Here is a 17,737-nt window from a genome sequence, read left to right as displayed (position 1 = left end):
CTACCTGAAAACCATTGCTCAGGTAGCCTTTCTCTTATGCAGCCAAACTACGGCGCAAGCCGCTCTTTAATCCACTTATCGCCCTCCAGGCGGTATTGGATACGGTCGTGCAGGCGGCTGGGACGGCCTTGCCAGAATTCCACCCGGTCGGGAATCAGCAGATAACCGCCCCAGTGTGGCGGGCGCGGTACGTGCAGGGGGTGTTTCACCGCTTCGGCCGCTGCACGTGCCACGATGATGCTTTTGCCGGCAATCACGCTGCTCTGCTCGCTAGCCCACGCGCCCAAACGGCTGGTGTAGGGGCGGCTGGCGAAATATTCGTCTGAAGATTTGGCGTCCAGTTTTTCCACCCGCCCTTCGGCGCGCACCTGCCGCTCCAGCTCCGGCCAGAAAAAGGTGAGCGCGGCAAACGGATGTGCCGCCAGCGCGCGGCCTTTGCGGCTTTGGTAGTTGGAGAAAAACACAAAGCCCCGGTCGTTCACCTCTTTCAACAGCAGGATGCGGCTGTTGGGCCGGCCAGCCTCATCCACCGTGGCCACGCTCATGGCGGTGGGCTCTTTGACGGCGGAGTGGATGGCTTCGTTCAGCCATTTTTCAAACTGCGGCAGCGGCGTATCGGCACAATCGGCCTTGGAAAGCTCCTGCTTGCTGTAGTCTTCGCGGATATCGTGCAAATCCATCGGTTTCTCCTTTCTCAAATTGCTAACTGATAAACACTATCATCTTGAAGTTATTAAAAGATTTTATTCACCATCCGGTGCGGTTTGGCTATAATAGCGCAGTTTCGGTTTTTGGGATAATCCGCCATGCAGCTTACCGCCATCGGCTTGAATCACCAAACCGCTCCGTTAAGCATACGTGAGCGGTTGGCTTTTGCTGCCGCCGCGCTGCCTGAAGCATTGCGTGAGCTGGTGGGCAGCCGCACGGCTGAAGAAGCCGTGATTTTGTCCACCTGCAACCGTACCGAACTCTATTGCGTGGGCGAGCCGGACGATATTGTGCGCTGGCTGGCCGACTACCGCAAGATTCCCAACAGCACGCTGGAACCCTATCTCTACCGCTACCAAACCGAAGCGGCCGTGCGCCACGCTTTCCGCGTATCCTGCGGGCTAGACAGCATGGTGCTGGGCGAGCCGCAGATTCTCGGTCAAATCAAAAACGCCGTGCGCGTGGCGCAGGAGCAGCAAACGGTGGCTTCCACCCTGCATGCCCTGTTTCAAAAAACCTTCGCCATTGCCAAAGAAGTGCGCACCAGCACGGCAGTAGGCGAGAATTCGGTGAGCATGGCCGCCGCCGCCGTGAAAATGGCCGCCCGCATTTTCCCCGACATCGGCGAATTGAATATTTTATTCGTGGGCGCGGGCGAAATGATTGAATTGGTGGCCACCCATTTCGCAGCCAAATCGCCGCGCGGCATCACCGTAGCTAACCGCACCACCGAGCGTGCTCAAGAATTGTGCAACAAGCTGGCCTCGCCTGCCTCCGCCTGCCCGTTGAGCGAACTGCCGCAGCGGCTGCATCAATACGACGTGATTGTGTCCTCCACCGCCAGCCAGCTGCCGATTATCGGCAAAGGCATGGTGGAACGCGCCCTGCGCGAACGCCGCCACCGCCCCGTTTTCCTGCTCGACTTGGCTGTGCCGCGCGATATCGAAGCCGAAGTAGCCGATTTGGGCGATGCCTATCTTTATACGGTAGACGACATGATGCAGGTGGTGAGCAGCGGCCAGGCCGCCCGGCAGCGCGCCGCCGCCGAAGCCGAGCAGATGGTCAACGCCAAAGTGGCCGAATTCATGAGTTGGCAGCGCCGCCGCCAAAGCGTGCCGCTGATCCGCGCCCTGCGCGACGAAGGCGAACGCGCCCGCCGGCAAGTGCTAGATAACGCCACCCGCCTACTGGCTAAAGGCGTGCCCGTCGAAGAGGTGCTCGAGCGGCTTTCGGTACAACTCACCAATAAACTCCTGCATGCGCCCACCAGCGCGCTTTCCAAAGTGGACAACCAAACCGCCCACCTCACCGAGGCCTTGGTGCAGGTGTACGGCTTGGATAAGCCGCGTTCTTAAAGGCTTGGTTGCCAGTTAGAAGAGGCTACCTGAAAAACTTCAGGTAGCCTCTTTACATATGCAAAACCATCGCATTTTCAGGCAAGCTCCCACACGCATTGCCCGCAAATCCACTATACTACGACTCTCTTCCCACTCCCCCGCATTACCCCGGAAACTATGAAAAAATTCCTCCTCAGCCTCCTCATCTCCCTTGCCGCCCTCCCTGCGCTCGCCTTCAGCACCGCAGAGCTCACCGCTCAGCTGCAAGCCCCGCAGAGCGTGCAGGGCGGGTTTACCCAGCAGCGCTTTTTGCGCTCGATGGACAAACCCGTGCAAACCAGCGGCCGCTTTGCCCTGCGCCCCGGCCGCGGCCTGTTTTGGCACCTGCAAAAACCGTTTGACATGAAACTGCGCGTGCGCCGCGACGGCATCAGCCGCCAAGACGCGCAAGGGCAGTGGCGCGCCAACGGCAGCCAAACCGCACAGGCCGCACAAGTAAAACTTTTCATGGCCGTACTCGGCGGCGACACCGCCGAATTGCAACGCCACTTCAACCTCGCCCTTTCCGGCAACGCCCAACAATGGCAGCTCACCCTCACCCCGAAAACCGCCGTCATGCGGCAAGTATTCAACAAAATCGTCATCAGCGGCGGCCAGCTGGTGCAGAAAGTGGAGCTGGACGAAAAACAGGGCGACCGCACTGTGATGCAGTTTAACCAGCTGCAAACCAACCAGCCGCTCAGCCCCGCCGCCCAGCAGGCCTTGGGCGAATAAACCAACCCGACATTGCTTTTAACGACACGAAAGCGGTGTTTTCAGGTAGCCTGCTCATACCATCTGAAACCAACCGAAGGAGTCATCATGAAAACCATCAAGCAATATACTGTTGATGCCTTTACCAACCAAGTGTTCAGCGGTAACCCTGCTGCCGTTTGCCTGCTGAACCAGTTTCCGCCCGACGAATTGATGTGCCGCATCGCCGCCGAAAACAATCTTTCCGAAACCGCATTTGTCGTGCCGCAAGGCGAAGATTTTGCCCTGCGCTGGTTTACGCCAAAACGCGAAATCGATTTATGCGGACACGCCACGCTTGCTACCGCCTTCGTTATCGATCGTTTTGTGCCATCTGAGCGCAGCGAATGGCATTTCCACACCCGCGGCGGTGTGCTAACCGTGTGTAAAGAAAACGGGCAATTTGCCATGAATTTTCCGGCCTTCCCGTTAAAGCCGGTTGCAATCCCAACCAATATCGCCGATGTGTTGGGCTGCACCCCCAAAGCGGCGTATATGGGGCGGGATTTATTGTGCGTATTTGAAGACGAAGCTCAAATTCGCGCCATAAAACCCGACTTTGCCGCCATGCTCGAACTGGATGGCGAGTTGCTGCATGTTACCGCTCCCGGCAAAGATTACGACTGCGTTTCCCGTTCGTTTGCCCCCAAATATGGCGTGGCAGAAGATCCGGTATGCGGCACCGGGCACTGCCATATCTTCCCCTACTGGGCAGAACAACTAAGTAAAAATGAGCTTATCGGCTATCAAGCCTCGGCACGCGGCGGGGTGCTGCACGGGCAGCTCAACAGCGGGCGCGTCATCCTAAGCGGCCAGGCTGTGCTGTTTGCCCAATCAGAAATTTTCATCTGAACAAACCGCCGCCGTGACCATAAGGATCTGCACCCAACAACCCCCCCGCACGAATATGCCGAAATATCGAACCCAATAGCCCAACCTGCTATTTTAATGTTTTCAGGTAGCCTTAAAGGCTACCTGAAAACCACCCATCCCTTATCCAGTATCCAATCCGAAACCATGCCCATCCTCCCGCTTTTAAACCGCTCCCCCGATTCCCCGTTGGCCGAAGGCTGGACGGCCTCGCAGTTTTCCGCCGCCACGCTCTCGCTGGTCGCGCGTTTGCGTGCGCACAAGGTGCAGGCCGCCGCGCTGTGGTTCGACGATGCGGCGCGCTTTGCTTCCGCGCTGCTGGCCGCTTGGCTGGCGGGGGCGGAGGTGTATCTGCCGCCGAATCTGGCGGAGGAAAACCGCCGTTGGGCGGAAGCGGGCGGGGCGGTGTGGTTGAGCGACGTGCCGGAAGTTTCAGACGGCCTCTGGCTGTACGACGGGGCGGCGGAGCAGGCGGCCGCGCCGGCGGAAGCGTTTGAATGGCCGCGTGAAAACGTGCTGTATCTGAAAACTTCCGGCTCTTCGGGCGAGGCGAAGGTGGAAACCAAAACGCGCGTGCAGATGCAGGCCGAAGCGGCGGCGTTGGCCGAAAGGCTACCTGAAAGCTGGCGCGGCCTGGCAGCCGTGGGCAGCGTGAGCCCACAGCATTTATACGGGCTGACCTTCCGCGTGTTCGTGTCGCTGGCGGCAGGCTGGGCAATCGGGCGGCGGCAGTGCGTGTATCCCGAATTGCTGCTGGCCGATTCGCGCCGTGAATGCGTGTGGATTGCCAGCCCCGCGCTGTTGAACCGTTTGGGCGAAGGGCGCGATTGGGCGCGGCTGCGGCAAAATGTGCGCGGCATCATCAGCGCGGGCGGGATGCTGCCGGAGGCCACCGCCGCGCTGCTGCAAGAGAAGCTGGGCTTTGCGCCGCACGATGTGTACGGCAGCACGGAAACCGGCGTGATGGCGCTGCGGCAGGGCGGCGCTTGGGAGCTGCTGCCCGCAGTGGAGGCTTCGGTGAACGAAGAAAATATTTTTCAGGTAGCCTCGCCGTGGAGCGGCGGGGTGCGGCAAACTGCCGATGCGGTACGGCTGGACGACCGCCGGCTGGAGCTGCTCGGCCGCCAAGACCGCATCATCAAGCTGGAAGACAAGCGCGTGTCGCTGGCGCAGCTGGAGCACGATTTGCTCGCCCACGCCTGGGTGGCCGACGCGCATTGCTCCCGCCATCCGCAGCACGGCCGGATTGCCGCCTGGGCGGCACTTTCCGCCGAGGGCATTGCCGCGCTGCGCGAACAGGGGCGCGCCGCCGTGGTGCAAACCCTGAAACAGCATCTGGCCAAAACGCAAGACACCGCCGCGCTGCCGCGCTATTGGCGTTTCGCCGCCGCCCTGCCGCGCAACCCGCAGGCGAAAATCCGCGAGCAGGATTTTCAGACGGCCTTTACCGTGCCGCAAACCGCGCCGCAATGGGCTTTGCTGCACGAAAACGCAGAAGCGCGCGAATATGCGTTTGAAGGCACCGTGCCGCTGGATTTGGCTTGGTTCGGCGGCCATTTCGCCGATTTCCCGCTGGTGCCCGGCGTGATCGAAGTGCAGTGGGCGATGGATTTGGCGGCACGCTTCGACTGGGGCAGAAAAACGGTGCAACACATCGAAAACCTGAAATACCAACACTTTGTGCGCCCGAACGACACGGTGCAGCTCACGCTGCGGCACGACACGGCGAAAAACAAAATCCATTTCGCCATCAGGCAGGGCGACACGCCTTGTGCTTCGGGCAGGGTGGCGTTGCATGACTAGGCTCGCGTGGCTGTATGCCCTGCTGCTGGCCTTCGCCACCGCATGGCTGGGCTGGGGGATAGCGCAAGGCGGCCGCCTGCAAACCGACCTCACCGCGCTGTTGCCCGCCGATGCGCAGGTGGACGCGGTGTGGCGCGCGGCAGACGAAGCGGGCGAAAAACAGCTCAACGGCCAAATCCTGCTCTTGGTGGGCAGCGAAGATGCCGACCGCGCCTTTGCCGCCGCCGAACAAGTGGCCGGCCGCTGGCAGAACAGCGGCCTGTTCGCCGCGGTGGACAGCCGCTTAAACCCCGATTTGGCGCAACTGCGGCAGGAAATCGGCCGCCTCGGCGTGAACGCCCTGCCGCGCGAACAGCAGCAGCTGCTCTTGCACGACCCCGCCGCCTATTTCCAACAACGCGCCGAAGACGCGGCCAACCCGTTTGCCGCGCAAATCGTGCCGCTGGAAGACGACTGGCTCGGCTTCGCCCGCTTCGTGCAGCAAAAACAGCCCTCCGGCCGCCTGCAATGGCACAGCGGCAACGGCATGATGTATAGCGAACAAGACGGCATCACTTGGGTATGGCTGCGTGCCAGGCTACCTGAAAAAGCCGCCGCCGATCAGGCCGAACGCCTGCTGCCGCTTCTGGCCGATTCCCGCGCCCAAGCCGAGCGTGGCGGCTACCGCCTGCTGGCCGCTGGCGGCGCATTGTTTGCCGCCGAAGCCAAAACCCAATCCGAACGCGAAAGCGGCCTAATGTCCGCCATCGGCCTGTCGCTCACCTTCGCCCTGCTGTTGGCCGTGTTCCGCAGCCCGCGCGTGTTTGCGCTGGTGTTGCCGCTGGGCGCGGGCATGCTGCTCGGTGCGGCGGCCGTGGTGGGCGCGTTCGGGCAGATTCATATCCTCACCGTCGTGATCGGCACCAGCCTGGTGGGGATGCTGGTGGACTTCCCGCTGCACTGGCTCACGCCCTCGGTGTTTTCTCCCGACTGGGCGGCCAAAGAGGCCATGCGCCGCGTCCTGCCCGCCTTCCTCGCCGGCTTGGGCATCACCGCTACCGGCTACCTGCTGCTTGCCTTCACCCCGCTGCCCGTGCTGCGCCAAACTGCCGTGTTTTCCGTGGCCGCGCTCGGCGGCGCGTTTGCCGCCACCGTGCTCCTGCTGCCACCGCTGTTCTACGGCTACCGCCCCCGCGCCGCCCGGTTTGCCGCCGCCATGCACAAACTCGCTGCCGCCCGCCTGCACTGGCTGCTCCTGCCCATCCTGCCGCTGGCCGCCGCAGGCTACCTGAAAACCGATTGGCGCGACGACATCCGCGACTGGGCGGCCTTATCGCCCCAACTCATCGCCGAAATGCGCCAAGTGGCCGACATCAGCGGCAACGACACCGGCGGCCGCAGCATCCTCGTGCAGGCCGGCAATGCAGACGAACTCTTGCGCCGCAGCGCGCAAGTGGAAGCCGCCCTGCAACCCTTGGTCGGCAAAGGCGAACTCGGCGGCGTGCAGTCGCTCAACCAATGGCTGCTGCCCGCCGAAGAGCAGCAAGCTCTGCTCGCCCAACTGCGCCGCCTAGCCGAACAGCCCGCCCCGTCGGCCGAGCCCATGCTCCAGCTCGGCCTGAAGTCCGACACCATCCAAACCGCCCTGCAACAGGCCGCCGCCCAGCCCGTCGTCCCGCTTGATCAAGCCTTAAGCGGGCAAACCGCCGAAGCCTGGCGCACCCTCTATCTGGGCAACATCCAAGGCCAAGAAGCCGCCCTCGTGCGCGTGCAAGGCCTGAACGATGCCGCCGCCGTGCAAACCGCACTCTCCGAGCTGCCCTGCAACCAAGGCGGCACCTGCGCCCGGCTGGTGGACAAACGCTCCCGGCTGAACGAACTCTTCCGCCACACCCGCAACCACGCCGCCTGGCTCAAACTCGCCTCCTTCGCCCTGGCCTGGCTCGTGCTGTGGCGCATCTTCGGCGCACGGCGCGGCAGCCTCATCCTCGCCGTGCCCATGATTTCCGCCGCCGCCACCGTCGGCCTGCTCGGCTGGCTCGGCCTGCCCATCAGCCTGTTCGCCATGTTCGGCCTGCTCTTGGTGGCCGCCGTGGGCGCGGACTACGCCGTCTACGCCCTCACCGCCCGCGAAACCCCCGCCGCCAAACTCGGCGGCATCCTCCTCGCCGCCCTCACCACCGCCATCTCATTCCTGCTGCTCGCCATCAGCACCACCCCCGCCGTCGCCGCCTTCGGCATCACCGTATCGCTCGGCGTGGGGCTGAACGTATTGCTCTCGGCCTGGCTGCTGAAGAAGGAAGGCGCGGGGCGGGAGGCCGTCTGAAAAGGCTACCTGAAAGCATGAGCTTCAACGGAATGGATCGATATTTTGGCCAAGTCAAGTTGGAGTTTCTTCAAAGCAATTAAAGATGGCTTTAATCAACTGAAAAGTGTGCTGCCGATATTTGATTGCAATTGTTGGCACAGCATTCAAAACTCATCGTTAAGATTTAAGGATAAGTAGATGCAAGAACAGGAGAATAATAAAGAACAAGAAGCAGAAGACAATGACGCCATGGCCAAGCTGCAAGATGTGTTCAGCCTTGACTATGACCAAGCTCATCCCGACAAAATCGATGCCGACATCCGTGCCAATACGCAGGCGTCGGGAACCAATATGTGGGTATTGATGTTTGCCATTGCGGTGGCGAGTATCGGTTTGAATGTGAACAGCACGGCGGTAGTGATTGGAGCAATGTTGATTTCCCCGTTGATGGGGCCGATCGTCGGTGTGGGTTACGGTTTGGCGGTAGGCGATACTGCACTGATCCGCCAAGCGGTGCGCAATCTTACCGTATGCGTTGCCATCAGTTTGGTTACCGCCACACTGTATTTCCTGCTCACTCCGCTGAAAGAAGCGCAAAGCGAGCTTTTGGCGCGTACTCAGCCGACCATCTGGGATGTATTGATTGCCTTTTTCGGTGGTGGCGCAGGCATTGTGGCCCTGACCCGAAAAGAAGGAGGCAACGCCATACCGGGCGTGGCAATTGCCACCGCACTGATGCCGCCCCTGTGTACTGCGGGTTACGGATTGGCACACGGTAACTGGCACTATTTTTTCGGTGCTTTTTATCTGTTTTCCATCAACTGTGTATTCATCGCTTTTGCCACCTTGCTGGTTTCCAAACTGCTCAAGCTGCCGCGCAGGGGGCTGGTAACCGAATCCAAACGCAGGCTGCACAGTATTATTATTACTGCCATCGTGCTGGCTGTGATGATTCCGAGCGGCTATATGGCCTCAGAGTTGGTACGCCAGGAATTGTTCAACACCAAAGCCAACGCCGCCATCGCCACCGTGCAGCAGCATGAAGGGTTCTTGGTGCTGCGTAAGATATTGAACCACAAACAGCATGCAGTCGAGCTGATTGTCAACGGAACGGGAAATGCCGATAAAATTACCGCCCTGCTGGTTAAAAGTCTGGAAACGGCAGGCGTGAAAGAGCCGCAAGTGAAAATAGCCTATGCGGGGGGAGACGGTGAAGAAACAGAAGAAGGGTTGACAGACAAAGCCGCTAGTAGCGTAGATACAGCAGTACTGAGAGAAATAAAGGCCCAATATCCCGAAGCGGAAAAAATCGTTGTCGGACGCAGCGTGGTTTGGGAGAAAACGCAAACGGCACCCACTACACAGGAGCAGCCTGAAAGCAGTCAAAACAAACCGGCGGACATCAATAACAATATTGTCGTGGTCTTGCTCGAATTCACCCAACCTCTGCCCGCCAAAGACCACGAACGGTTACAGGCGTGGCTGAACCAACGTTATGAAGGTACAGCGGTGCGCTTGTTGATTAATACCAAAGTTTTGGACAAATAGGCCATCCCTCAAATATTTCGCCTGAACCCCGGAGGCTAGCTAGAACTTTTCAGGTAGCCTCCCCTAGTGTGCATTATGAATGACGAAACCCGCCCGCTACTACAAAAAGGCCGTCTGAAACTTAAACCCATACGGTTTTATATATTGATGCCGCGCAAACCTTATCCCACGATTTTCAGGTAGCCTTCCAGGCCGTCTGAAAGGCTACCTGAAACCCACACCCCCATCCTTAAGGAGACCAAACATGTCCCAATCCTGCGATATCGCCATCATCGGCGCCGGCCCCTCCGGCGCAGTCGCCGCCGCCCTGCTGCTCAAACACGGCTTTTCCGTGTGCGTGCTCGAAAAGCAGCATTTCCCCCGCTTCGTGATCGGCGAAAGCCTGTTGCCGCACTGCATGGAATTCATCGAAGAAGCCGGTTTCCTACCAGCCGTAGAAGCCGAGCCCAGCTTCCAGTTTAAAAACGGCGCTGCCTTCACTTGGGGCAACCGTTACACCTATTTCGACTTCACCGACAAATTCACCCCCGGCCCCGGCACCACCTACCAAGTGCGCCGCGGCATCTTCGATAAAATCCTGATCGACGAAGCCGCCAAACAAGGGGCGGACGTGCGCTTCGGCTACGCCGTTACCGCCTTCGACAACAGCGGCGACACCGCCCGCCTCAGCGTGGAAACCGACAACGGCGAAGCCTACGAACTTACCGCCCACTTCGTACTCGACGCCAGCGGCTACGGACGCGTGCTCCCCCGCCTGCTCAACCTCGACACCCCGTCCGACCTGCCCATGCGCGAAGCCCACTTCACCCACATCGACGACAACATCACCGACCCTGATTTCGACCGCAGCAAAATCCTCATCTCCACCCACCCGGTGCACCGCGACGTATGGCTCTGGCTCATCCCCTTCGGCGACAACCGCTGCTCCATCGGCGTGGTCGGCCTGCCCGAACGCTTCGCCGGCCTGGGCGATTCCGAAGCCATCCTGCGCCGCTACGCCGCCGAAATCCCCATGCTCGTGCGCATTTTGGGCAAGGCCCAATGGGAAAACGACTTCCCCTTCCGCCACATCAAAGGCTATTCCGCCAACGTCAAAACCCTGCACGGCCGCCACTTCGCTCTCTTGGGCAACGCCGCCGAATTCCTCGACCCCGTCTTCTCCTCCGGCGTTACCATCGCCATGCACTCGGCCAAACTCGCCGCCGACCTGCTCGCCCGCCAGCTCAAAGGCCAAGAAACCGATTGGCAGCGCGAATTCGCCGAACCGCTGATGACGGGCGTCAACGCCTTCCGCACCTATGTGAACGGCTGGTATGACGGCAGCTTCCAAGACGCCATCTACGCCCCCAACCGCAACCCCGAAATCAGCCGCATGATCAGTTCCATCCTCGCCGGCTACGCCTGGGACAGCAACAACCCCTACGTGGAAAAATCCAAACGCCGCCTCAAAGCCCTGGCCGAAACCGTGGGTGTGCAGCAGTGCGAATAAGCGGATGAATTTTCAGGTAGCCTGCATCCCACACAGGGGCTACCTGAAAACCCAGTTTTAACGCTATTAAACCAAGCCCTCCCCATGTATATCGGACGCTTCGCCCCCAGCCCCACAGGCCTCTTGCACATCGGCTCGCTACTCACCGCCCTGGCTTCCTATGCAGATGCCCGGGCGGCGGGCGGGCGCTGGCTGGTGCGGATGGAAGATCTCGACCCGCCGCGCGAAATGCCCGGTGCTGCCGCCCATATCCTGCGCACCCTCGAAGCATTCGGCTTTGAATGGGACGGCGAAGTGGCCTACCAAAGCCGCCGCCACCATCTCTACCGCGCCGCCCTGCACAGCCTGCAGCAAAGCGGCCTCGCCTACCCCTGCTATTGCAGCCGCAAACAATGGCATGCCCAAGCGCGGCAGGGCGTGGACGGCTTCGTTTACAACGGCGCCTGTGCACGGCTCGCCGCCCCGCCGCCCAAAGCCGCCGGCAGAGTGCCCGCCTGGCGGCTGCGCGTGCCCGATGAAACCGTCACCTTCACCGACGGCATCGTCGGCCGTTATGTACAAAACCTCGCCCGCGACATCGGCGATTTCGTCCTCCTGCGCGCCGACGGCCTGTGGGCCTACCAGCTCGCCGTGGTGGCCGACGACGCCGAACAAGGCATCACCCACATCGTGCGCGGGCAGGATTTGCTCGTGTCCACCCCGCGCCAAATCTGGCTGCAACGCTGCCTCGGCCTCCCCACCCCGCACTATGCCCACCTGCCCCTGCTCACCAATGCCGAAGGGCAGAAATGGTCGAAACAAACCCTCGCCCCCGCGCTGGATTTACACCACAAAGAAGCCCTGCTGCGCCAAGTGATGGGCTACCTGAAACTGCCGCCTGCGCCCGCAGTGGATAAACCGCAAGAGCTGCTTGGCTGGGCAGTGCAACACTGGCAGCTGCAAACCGTGCCTATCCGGCCGATAGTAGCTGAGGCAGCAGTAGATAAGGCTACCTGAAACTTTCAGGTAGCCTCTCAGTGATAGTGGATTCAAATAAGAATGCTACTGCGTTACTCGCCTTGCTGTACTTCCTTGTACTATCTACGGCCCGCCGCCTTACCCCATTCTCATTTTAATCCGCTATATAATATTGGCTTCTCCCCCACACGAGCCGAATCGTGAGCTTTTTCGAGCGTTTTATTCATGCCTTGCTGTTTGAAACCGGCGCGGTGCTGATTTCTGCCGTGGCCGTGCTGCTGTTTGGGCTTTCCCATGCCGGCACGGCGTTTGGCATGAGCGTGGCGGTGTCGGTCACGGCGATGGTGTGGAATTTCCTGTTCAACTGGGGGTTCGACAAAATCTTCACCGGCCGGCGCGAGCGGCGCGGTTGGGGCGTGAGGATGTTGCAAACCGGCGCGTTTGAAGGCGGGCTGCTGTTTTTCACCACGCCGCTGATTGCCTGGTTCCTGCAAATTACGCTGTGGCAGGCACTGCTCACCGACATCAGCCTCACCCTCTTGATTGTGCTCTACTCCCTGGTCTACAACTGGGCGTTCGACCACATCCGTGCCTATTGGCTGGCCAGTCGGCACAAGGTTTCCTAGCCGCCAGATTTTATTCTTTGTATAGATGGAGTAAAATCCGCCCAACATTCCAACAGGCTACCTGAAACAGCCGAACCCTTTTCAGGTAGCCCTAATCTTTATCCAAAATTCAAACACACAATTATGGACAACAAACAACAACTGCAAGAAGGCCTTGCCGCCCTCGGCCTCAACCTTTCCACCGCCCAGCAGCTTTTGCTGCTCGAACACGCTTCGCTGCTGCAAAAGTGGAACCGCACTTACAACCTCACCGCCCTGCGCCGAAACGACCAAATCATCAGCCGCCACATTCTCGACAGCCTCACCCTGCTGCCCTATGTGAAAGAGGCAAAAACCCTGATGGACGTTGGCTCCGGCGGCGGCATGCCCGGCATTCCCACCGCCATCTGCCGCCCCGACCTTCAAATCACCCTGCTCGACGCCAACACCAAAAAAACCGCATTCTTGCAGCAAACCGTGATTGAGCTTGGCTTGAGCAACGTTACCGTGGCCGCCGGCCGTGTGGAAACCATCTACGATAAAAAAGTGGACGTGGTCACCAGCCGCGCTTTTGCCGAGCTGGCCGATTTTGCCGCGCTCACCAAACACCTGCTCAACGAAAACGGCTACTGGGCCGCCATGAAAGGCGTGTATCCCTACGAAGAAATCGAGCAGCTGCCCGCGAATATCGAAGTGGTGTCTGCCGATAAGCTCGATGTGCCCATGCTGGAAGCCGAGCGGCATATGGTGATTATGCGCCCCAAGCGTGCATGAAATCGCACTTAGCCTGAATTTTCAGTTTCCCCCAACCCCTTCCCATAGAAAGGCCAGATGATGAGCGCTACCGTTATCGCCATAGCCAACCAAAAAGGCGGCGTGGGCAAAACCACCACCGCCGTCAATCTGGCCGCTTCCCTGGCCGAACGCAAACAACGCGTACTGGTGGTGGATCTCGACCCGCAGGGCAACGCCACCACCGGCAGCGGCATCGACAAAAGCAGCCTGCGCAGCGGCACCTATCAAGTGCTGCTAGAGCAAGCCGCAGCCGCCGATTCCCGCCTCAAAAGCCCGCACGGCCGCTACCACATCCTCGGCGCCAACCGCTCCCTGGCCGGCGCCGAAGTGGAGCTGATTCAGGAAATCGCCCGCGAGATGCGCCTCAAAACCGCCATCAAGCCGCTTTTGCCGGAATACGACTACATCCTCATCGACTGCCCGCCCACCCTCACCCTGCTCACCCTCAACGGCCTCGTGGCCGCCGACCGCCTCATCGTGCCCATGGTATGCGAATACTACGCCCTCGAAGGCATTTCCGACCTCATCGCCACCGTGCGCAAAATCCGCAAAGCCATCAATCCCAAGCTCGACATCCTCGGCATCGTGCGCACCATGTACAACCCGCAAAGCCGCCTGTCGCTGGAAGTGGGCGAGCAGCTGGAAAAACACTTCTCCCGCCTCGTGTTCAACACCATCATCCCGCGTAACGTGCGCCTGGCCGAAGCCCCCAGCCACGGCATGCCCGCCCTGGCCTACGACCCAAAAGCCAAAGGCAGCATCGCCTATCTGGAACTGGCCGACGAAGTCATCGCCCGCTGCAAAGCGGCTTAAGCCAACAGCGCAGGCTACCTGAAACCTGCCCTCTCAATATCGCGTGATCCATGTACTTCGCAAATACTTGGCACAAATTTAACTTCGTGATCACCCCACAAGAGTTTGAGGCCATATTCGGCCGGGATGATTATGAGTTTGTTATCCACAACACCCGCGTGGGCATCGATTACACCCACACCGAAAAGCAGGAAATCTTCGCTGCCTATCGCTTGTATTTCGAGAAAATACTGCGCAACGAAGCAGAATATGACCATAAAACGCTGAATACCATCGTAGACACAATGCGGCAGGGGATGATCGACCAAACCAGCAAGCTGGCTTTCCCGGAAGTGGTGCTCGGCGGCAAGGTATCGGAAGAATACAAACTCGTGCGGAGCAAAGAGCCCTTTATGGAGCTCGATCCCTTCTATCTGCTCTATCGGCAAGGCAAGCAGCAACTCTCCACCGCCTACTTCGAAAGCCAAAATGCTTTCGGCCTACAACTGAGCTACCCTAAAACCATCAGCCTGGCCGATAAAAACGACAATCTACGTGGCAACTATTCCACCGACGCCTACCCGATGTGTGCCATCTACCAAGACATCGTTAAAAACATCAAGAAAACCAGCCATAAAGCCAAACTGATGAAGGGCGAACTGCTCCTTAAACCGAATTTTTGGATTTCCGACCAAGCCAAAGTGCAGGTGGGAAAGCATTATTTTTTCCAGCAACACCAGATGGTTTTTCTTTAGCGGCAGCCATACCCCTTTACAACCCCATGGCTACAACACTTTCAGATAGCCTCGTAAACATAGCAGGCTACCTGAAACCCCGTTTGACAAGCCTCGCCCCACTTTGTAAAGTCCCATTTTCCCACCACCATCACGGAGATGCCCATGCGCACCCTGTTTAAAGCCCTTGCCGCCTTCGCCCTTACCCTGTTTATTGCCGCCTGTTCCGGCGGCGGCACGCCCGAAAAAACCGCCGAACAATTTATCCGCAACGCCTACAACGGCAACGGCGACGCCGTGGTGGCCATGCTCTATATCCCCGCCGATGCCAAACCCGGCGAAAAAGAAATGGTAGAAGGCAAAATGCGCTCCTCGGCCGCCGAAGTGAAAGCCAAAGCCGAAACACGCGGCGGCGTGAAAAACATCACCGCCGAACCCGCCGAAATCGACCAGCAAGACCCAAACCGCGCCCGCGTGAAGCTCACCATCGAATTCGGCAACGGCGAATCCACCACCGACCGTGTAAGGCTGATTAAAATAGACGGCAACTGGAAAGTACAAGTCTTCTAACCATGCGCCGCCGCCTCATCCCGATTGCCGCCTGCCTGCTGATTGCAGCGTGTGCGGCAATCTTTTTTGCCGGCCGCCCGGCCTTTTCAGGTAGCCCCAGCGCCGATACGCCGCTGCCTGCCCGCACCGCCATCCTGCCCCCGAACGGCCTCCTGCAGGAAGGCGACTGGGTATTCCGCCACGGCACCGCCACCGACAGCCGCTTCATCCGCGAGCTCAGCCGCAGCCGCTTCTCCCACATCGGCATCGTGGTACAAACCCGGCCCGAAGTATGGATTGCCCACGCCACCACCGACGACGACCCCGCCCATCCCAACCAAGTCCTGCTCACCCCGCTGGCCGAATTTGCCGCACCCCGCCTTTCCCGGCAAACCGCCTACGCCCGCCCCCGCTTCCTCAGCCCCGAACAACGCCGCGCCAGCGCCCGCCATGCCGCCGCCCAGGCCGGCCGCCCCTTCCGCCTCACTGCCCGCGCCGAACAGCCCTACTACTGCACCATCCTCCTGCTTGATGCCGTGCGCACCCAAGCACCCGTCTTCAATCCGCCTTGGCAAAATATCGACCTGGCCGTATTTCGCGGCGAATACCTCTTCCCCGAAGCCTTCGTCCAAAGCGATATCGAATGGCTCGCCGTCATCCCCACCCAAGCCGCCGCCGATGCCCGCTAAAGCCGCAAACCTGCCTGCCACATGTTTTCAGGTAGCCTCATCCCGCTTTGAGGCTACCTGAAAAAATCAACCAATCAGTCTTGCTGCACCCACGCAGCATAAGGATTACGCCCAATCCATCACAATACACTTTCTCACCCTCCCAATCTACTTAATAACGCACAGGCATACAAAAGGCTACCTGAAATCTGCAAACCATTTCAGGTAGCCTTCATCACACTCTGCCTGCCCTACGTGCCATTTCGCCCAAGACAGGCAGGCGGCGGGATTAGCCGTGCAGGGCGCGCTTGTCAGCGGCCAGGGCGGCTTCGTGCACCACTTCCGACAGGGTCGGGTGGGCGTGGACGATGCGGGCGATGTCTTCGCTGCTGGCGCAGAATTCCATGCCCACCACGCCTTCGCTAATCAGCTCACTCACCATCGGGCCGATCATGTGCACGCCCAAGATGCGGTCGGTTTTGGCATCGGCCAGCACTTTAACCGTACCCTTCGCTTTACCCAAGCCCATAGCACGGCCGTTGGCGGCAAAGCCGGACGTGCCTTTTTTGTAGTCCACGCCTTCGGCTTTGAGCTGCTCTTCGGTTTTGCCCACCCAGGCGATTTCCGGATCGGTGTAAATGACCCACGGGATGGTGTTGAAATCGAGGTGCGGTTTCTGGCCGGCGATGCGTTCGGCCACGGCCACGCCTTCGTCGCTGGCTTTGTGTGCCAGCATCGGGCCGCGTACCACGTCGCCGATGGCCCATACGTTGGGCAGATTGGTGCGGCATTCTCCGTCCACCACGATGAAGCCGCGCTCGTCTTTTTGCAGGCCGACCGCTTCGGCATTCAGGCCGTGGGTGTTGGGCACGCGACCGATGGCCACGATGAGCTTATCGAACTCGGCAGTTTGCGCTTCACCTTTGGTATCGTTGTATTCCACCACCACTTTGCTGCCGCTGGTGATTTTGTTCAGTTTCACGCCCAGCTGGATATTCAGCCCTTGCTCGCGGGTGAAGTATTTGAACGCTTCTTTGGCAATCTGCTGATCGGCAGCGCCAAGGAACACGGGAGCGGCTTCCAAAATGGTGACTTCTGAACCCACGCGTTTCCACACCGAGCCCATTTCCAAACCGATGACGCCAGCACCAATCACGCCGAGCTTGGCCGGCACTTGGGTCAGATTCAACGCGCCTTCGTTATCCAGCACGTTCACATTGTCGATATCCACCAAGGGCAGCGCGCGCGGGGTGGAGCCGGTGGCCACGATGATGTGTTTGCCTTCAACCGTGGTTTTTTCGCCTTTGTTATCCACTTCCAGCTGCCAGAAATCGCCGTTTTTGCCCACGAAAGAGGCCGTACCGAACAGGCTGGTTACTTTGTTTTTCTGAAACAGGAATTTAATCCCGCCGGTGAGCTTGGTGACGATGCCGTCTTTGCGTTCGATCATCTTGGCGGCATCAAACTGCACATTGCCCACGGTGATGCCGTGTTCGGCAAAGTCATGCTGCGCGGCATGGAAATGCTCGGATGATTGCAACAGGGCTTTGGAAGGGATGCAGCCCACATTCAGGCAGGTGCCGCCCAAAGCGGGGGCATCACCGGCCTTGTTCACGCCGGCATCAATACAGGCGGTTTTGAAACCCAGCTGTGCGGCGCGGATGGCGGCAACATAACCGCCGGGGCCGGCGCCGATTACCACTACGTCGAATTGAGACATTTGAAGCTCCTTTATGTGTGAAAAGCGGGGGTGAGGAAAGAATCAGCCGCTTAGCATGGGAACGTTGGCATCACTCCGTGTTA

16 protein-coding genes are annotated in these 17,737 nt (G+C 59.6%); 14 read left to right on the top strand and 2 right to left on the bottom strand.

Annotation, left to right across the window (positions count from 1 at the left end; genetic code table 11):
- Positions 1 to 47: 47 nt before the first annotated feature.
- Positions 48 to 680, bottom strand: a complete 633-nt coding sequence (pdxH, locus tag HMPREF2541_RS10140) for a pyridoxamine 5'-phosphate oxidase (protein WP_064088177.1) — start codon at positions 678 to 680, stop codon at positions 48 to 50.
- 126 nt (positions 681 to 806) lie between these two features.
- Here pdxH and hemA point away from each other — a divergent pair, with 126 nt between their 5' ends.
- The 14 genes from hemA (at position 807) to HMPREF2541_RS10070 (ending at position 15,955) form a co-directional block, all read left to right on the top strand.
- Positions 807 to 2,063, top strand: coding sequence for a glutamyl-tRNA reductase (hemA, locus tag HMPREF2541_RS10135; protein WP_064088178.1), 1,257 nt, complete (start codon positions 807 to 809; stop codon positions 2,061 to 2,063).
- Positions 2,064 to 2,222: 159 nt separating this feature from the next.
- On the top strand, positions 2,223 to 2,819 hold the full coding sequence (locus tag HMPREF2541_RS10130) for a LolA family protein (protein WP_070543472.1): 597 nt from the start codon (positions 2,223 to 2,225) through the stop codon (positions 2,817 to 2,819).
- An 87-nt stretch (positions 2,820 to 2,906) separates the two neighbouring features.
- Positions 2,907 to 3,689, top strand: a complete 783-nt coding sequence (locus tag HMPREF2541_RS10125) for a PhzF family phenazine biosynthesis protein (protein ID WP_081259010.1) — start codon at positions 2,907 to 2,909, stop codon at positions 3,687 to 3,689.
- 96 nt (positions 3,690 to 3,785) lie between these two features.
- Positions 3,786 to 5,510, top strand: a complete 1,725-nt coding sequence (locus HMPREF2541_RS10120) for an ApeI family dehydratase (RefSeq protein ID WP_083296822.1) — start codon at positions 3,786 to 3,788, stop codon at positions 5,508 to 5,510.
- Positions 5,503 to 7,815 carry an MMPL family transporter gene (locus HMPREF2541_RS10115; RefSeq protein WP_064088180.1) on the top strand — a complete coding sequence of 771 codons (2,313 nt, stop codon included), beginning with the start codon at positions 5,503 to 5,505 and terminating at the stop codon, positions 7,813 to 7,815. The genes HMPREF2541_RS10120 and HMPREF2541_RS10115 overlap by 8 nt, the downstream gene beginning before the upstream one ends.
- Before the next feature lie 180 nt (positions 7,816 to 7,995).
- Positions 7,996 to 9,345 (top strand): TIGR00341 family protein, encoded by a 1,350-nt coding sequence (locus tag HMPREF2541_RS10110; protein ID WP_064088181.1) that lies wholly within the window; start codon positions 7,996 to 7,998, stop codon positions 9,343 to 9,345.
- A 244-nt stretch (positions 9,346 to 9,589) separates the two neighbouring features.
- Positions 9,590 to 10,834, top strand: a complete 1,245-nt coding sequence (locus tag HMPREF2541_RS10105) for an NAD(P)/FAD-dependent oxidoreductase (RefSeq protein ID WP_070543470.1) — start codon at positions 9,590 to 9,592, stop codon at positions 10,832 to 10,834.
- Positions 10,835 to 10,918: 84 nt separating this feature from the next.
- A complete protein-coding gene (gene gluQRS / locus HMPREF2541_RS10100; protein ID WP_064088183.1) occupies positions 10,919 to 11,830 on the top strand; it encodes a tRNA glutamyl-Q(34) synthetase GluQRS in 912 nt (303 codons plus the stop codon).
- A 161-nt stretch (positions 11,831 to 11,991) separates the two neighbouring features.
- Positions 11,992 to 12,417, top strand: coding sequence for a PACE efflux transporter (locus HMPREF2541_RS10095; protein ID WP_064088184.1), 426 nt, complete (start codon positions 11,992 to 11,994; stop codon positions 12,415 to 12,417).
- A 123-nt stretch (positions 12,418 to 12,540) separates the two neighbouring features.
- Entirely contained in the window at positions 12,541 to 13,170 is a 630-nt protein-coding gene (rsmG, locus tag HMPREF2541_RS10090) for a 16S rRNA (guanine(527)-N(7))-methyltransferase RsmG (RefSeq protein WP_003824470.1), read from the top strand.
- A 60-nt stretch (positions 13,171 to 13,230) separates the two neighbouring features.
- Positions 13,231 to 14,004, top strand: coding sequence for a ParA family protein (locus HMPREF2541_RS10085; RefSeq protein ID WP_023887486.1), 774 nt, complete (start codon positions 13,231 to 13,233; stop codon positions 14,002 to 14,004).
- Positions 14,005 to 14,054: 50 nt separating this feature from the next.
- Entirely contained in the window at positions 14,055 to 14,738 is a 684-nt protein-coding gene (locus tag HMPREF2541_RS10080; protein ID WP_003824467.1) for a hypothetical protein, read from the top strand.
- 144 nt (positions 14,739 to 14,882) lie between these two features.
- Positions 14,883 to 15,287, top strand: coding sequence for a DUF4878 domain-containing protein (locus HMPREF2541_RS10075; RefSeq protein WP_035580848.1), 405 nt, complete (start codon positions 14,883 to 14,885; stop codon positions 15,285 to 15,287).
- Positions 15,288 to 15,289: 2 nt separating this feature from the next.
- The gene (locus HMPREF2541_RS10070) at positions 15,290 to 15,955 is read left to right on the top strand and encodes a YiiX/YebB-like N1pC/P60 family cysteine hydrolase (RefSeq protein ID WP_064088185.1); all 666 of its coding nucleotides are present in this window, start codon (positions 15,290 to 15,292) and stop codon (positions 15,953 to 15,955) included.
- Between the two features lie 268 nt (positions 15,956 to 16,223).
- Here HMPREF2541_RS10070 and lpdA read toward each other — a convergent pair whose 3' ends face one another.
- On the bottom strand, positions 16,224 to 17,654 hold the full coding sequence (lpdA, locus tag HMPREF2541_RS10065; RefSeq protein ID WP_064088186.1) for a dihydrolipoyl dehydrogenase: 1,431 nt from the start codon (positions 17,652 to 17,654) through the stop codon (positions 16,224 to 16,226).
- Between the last annotated feature and the right edge of the window lie 83 nt (positions 17,655 to 17,737).

Origin of the sequence: Eikenella sp. HMSC061C02, from assembly GCF_001809035.1 — a bacterium.
Taxonomy (GTDB): Bacteria; Pseudomonadota; Gammaproteobacteria; order Burkholderiales; family Neisseriaceae; genus Eikenella; species Eikenella corrodens.
Note: the sequence above shows the minus strand (reverse complement) of the source record. Positions and strands in the feature narration are given on the sequence as shown.

What these genes read in the sequence shown, in the direction of transcription:
- pdxH (WP_064088177.1), bottom strand. Translation starts at nt 680, where the DNA reads ATGGATTTGCACGATATCCGCGAAGACTACAGCAAGCAGGAGCTTTCC.
- hemA (WP_064088178.1), top strand. Translation starts at nt 807, where the DNA reads ATGCAGCTTACCGCCATCGGCTTGAATCACCAAACCGCTCCGTTAAGC.
- HMPREF2541_RS10130 (WP_070543472.1), top strand. Translation starts at nt 2,223, where the DNA reads ATGAAAAAATTCCTCCTCAGCCTCCTCATCTCCCTTGCCGCCCTCCCT.
- HMPREF2541_RS10125 (WP_081259010.1), top strand. Translation starts at nt 2,907, where the DNA reads ATGAAAACCATCAAGCAATATACTGTTGATGCCTTTACCAACCAAGTG.
- HMPREF2541_RS10120 (WP_083296822.1), top strand. Translation starts at nt 3,786, where the DNA reads ATGTTTTCAGGTAGCCTTAAAGGCTACCTGAAAACCACCCATCCCTTA.
- HMPREF2541_RS10115 (WP_064088180.1), top strand. Translation starts at nt 5,503, where the DNA reads ATGACTAGGCTCGCGTGGCTGTATGCCCTGCTGCTGGCCTTCGCCACC.
- HMPREF2541_RS10110 (WP_064088181.1), top strand. Translation starts at nt 7,996, where the DNA reads ATGCAAGAACAGGAGAATAATAAAGAACAAGAAGCAGAAGACAATGAC.
- HMPREF2541_RS10105 (WP_070543470.1), top strand. Translation starts at nt 9,590, where the DNA reads ATGTCCCAATCCTGCGATATCGCCATCATCGGCGCCGGCCCCTCCGGC.
- gluQRS (WP_064088183.1), top strand. Translation starts at nt 10,919, where the DNA reads ATGTATATCGGACGCTTCGCCCCCAGCCCCACAGGCCTCTTGCACATC.
- rsmG (WP_003824470.1), top strand. Translation starts at nt 12,541, where the DNA reads ATGGACAACAAACAACAACTGCAAGAAGGCCTTGCCGCCCTCGGCCTC.
- HMPREF2541_RS10085 (WP_023887486.1), top strand. Translation starts at nt 13,231, where the DNA reads ATGAGCGCTACCGTTATCGCCATAGCCAACCAAAAAGGCGGCGTGGGC.
- HMPREF2541_RS10080 (WP_003824467.1), top strand. Translation starts at nt 14,055, where the DNA reads ATGTACTTCGCAAATACTTGGCACAAATTTAACTTCGTGATCACCCCA.
- HMPREF2541_RS10075 (WP_035580848.1), top strand. Translation starts at nt 14,883, where the DNA reads ATGCGCACCCTGTTTAAAGCCCTTGCCGCCTTCGCCCTTACCCTGTTT.
- HMPREF2541_RS10070 (WP_064088185.1), top strand. Translation starts at nt 15,290, where the DNA reads ATGCGCCGCCGCCTCATCCCGATTGCCGCCTGCCTGCTGATTGCAGCG.
- lpdA (WP_064088186.1), bottom strand. Translation starts at nt 17,654, where the DNA reads ATGTCTCAATTCGACGTAGTGGTAATCGGCGCCGGCCCCGGCGGTTAT.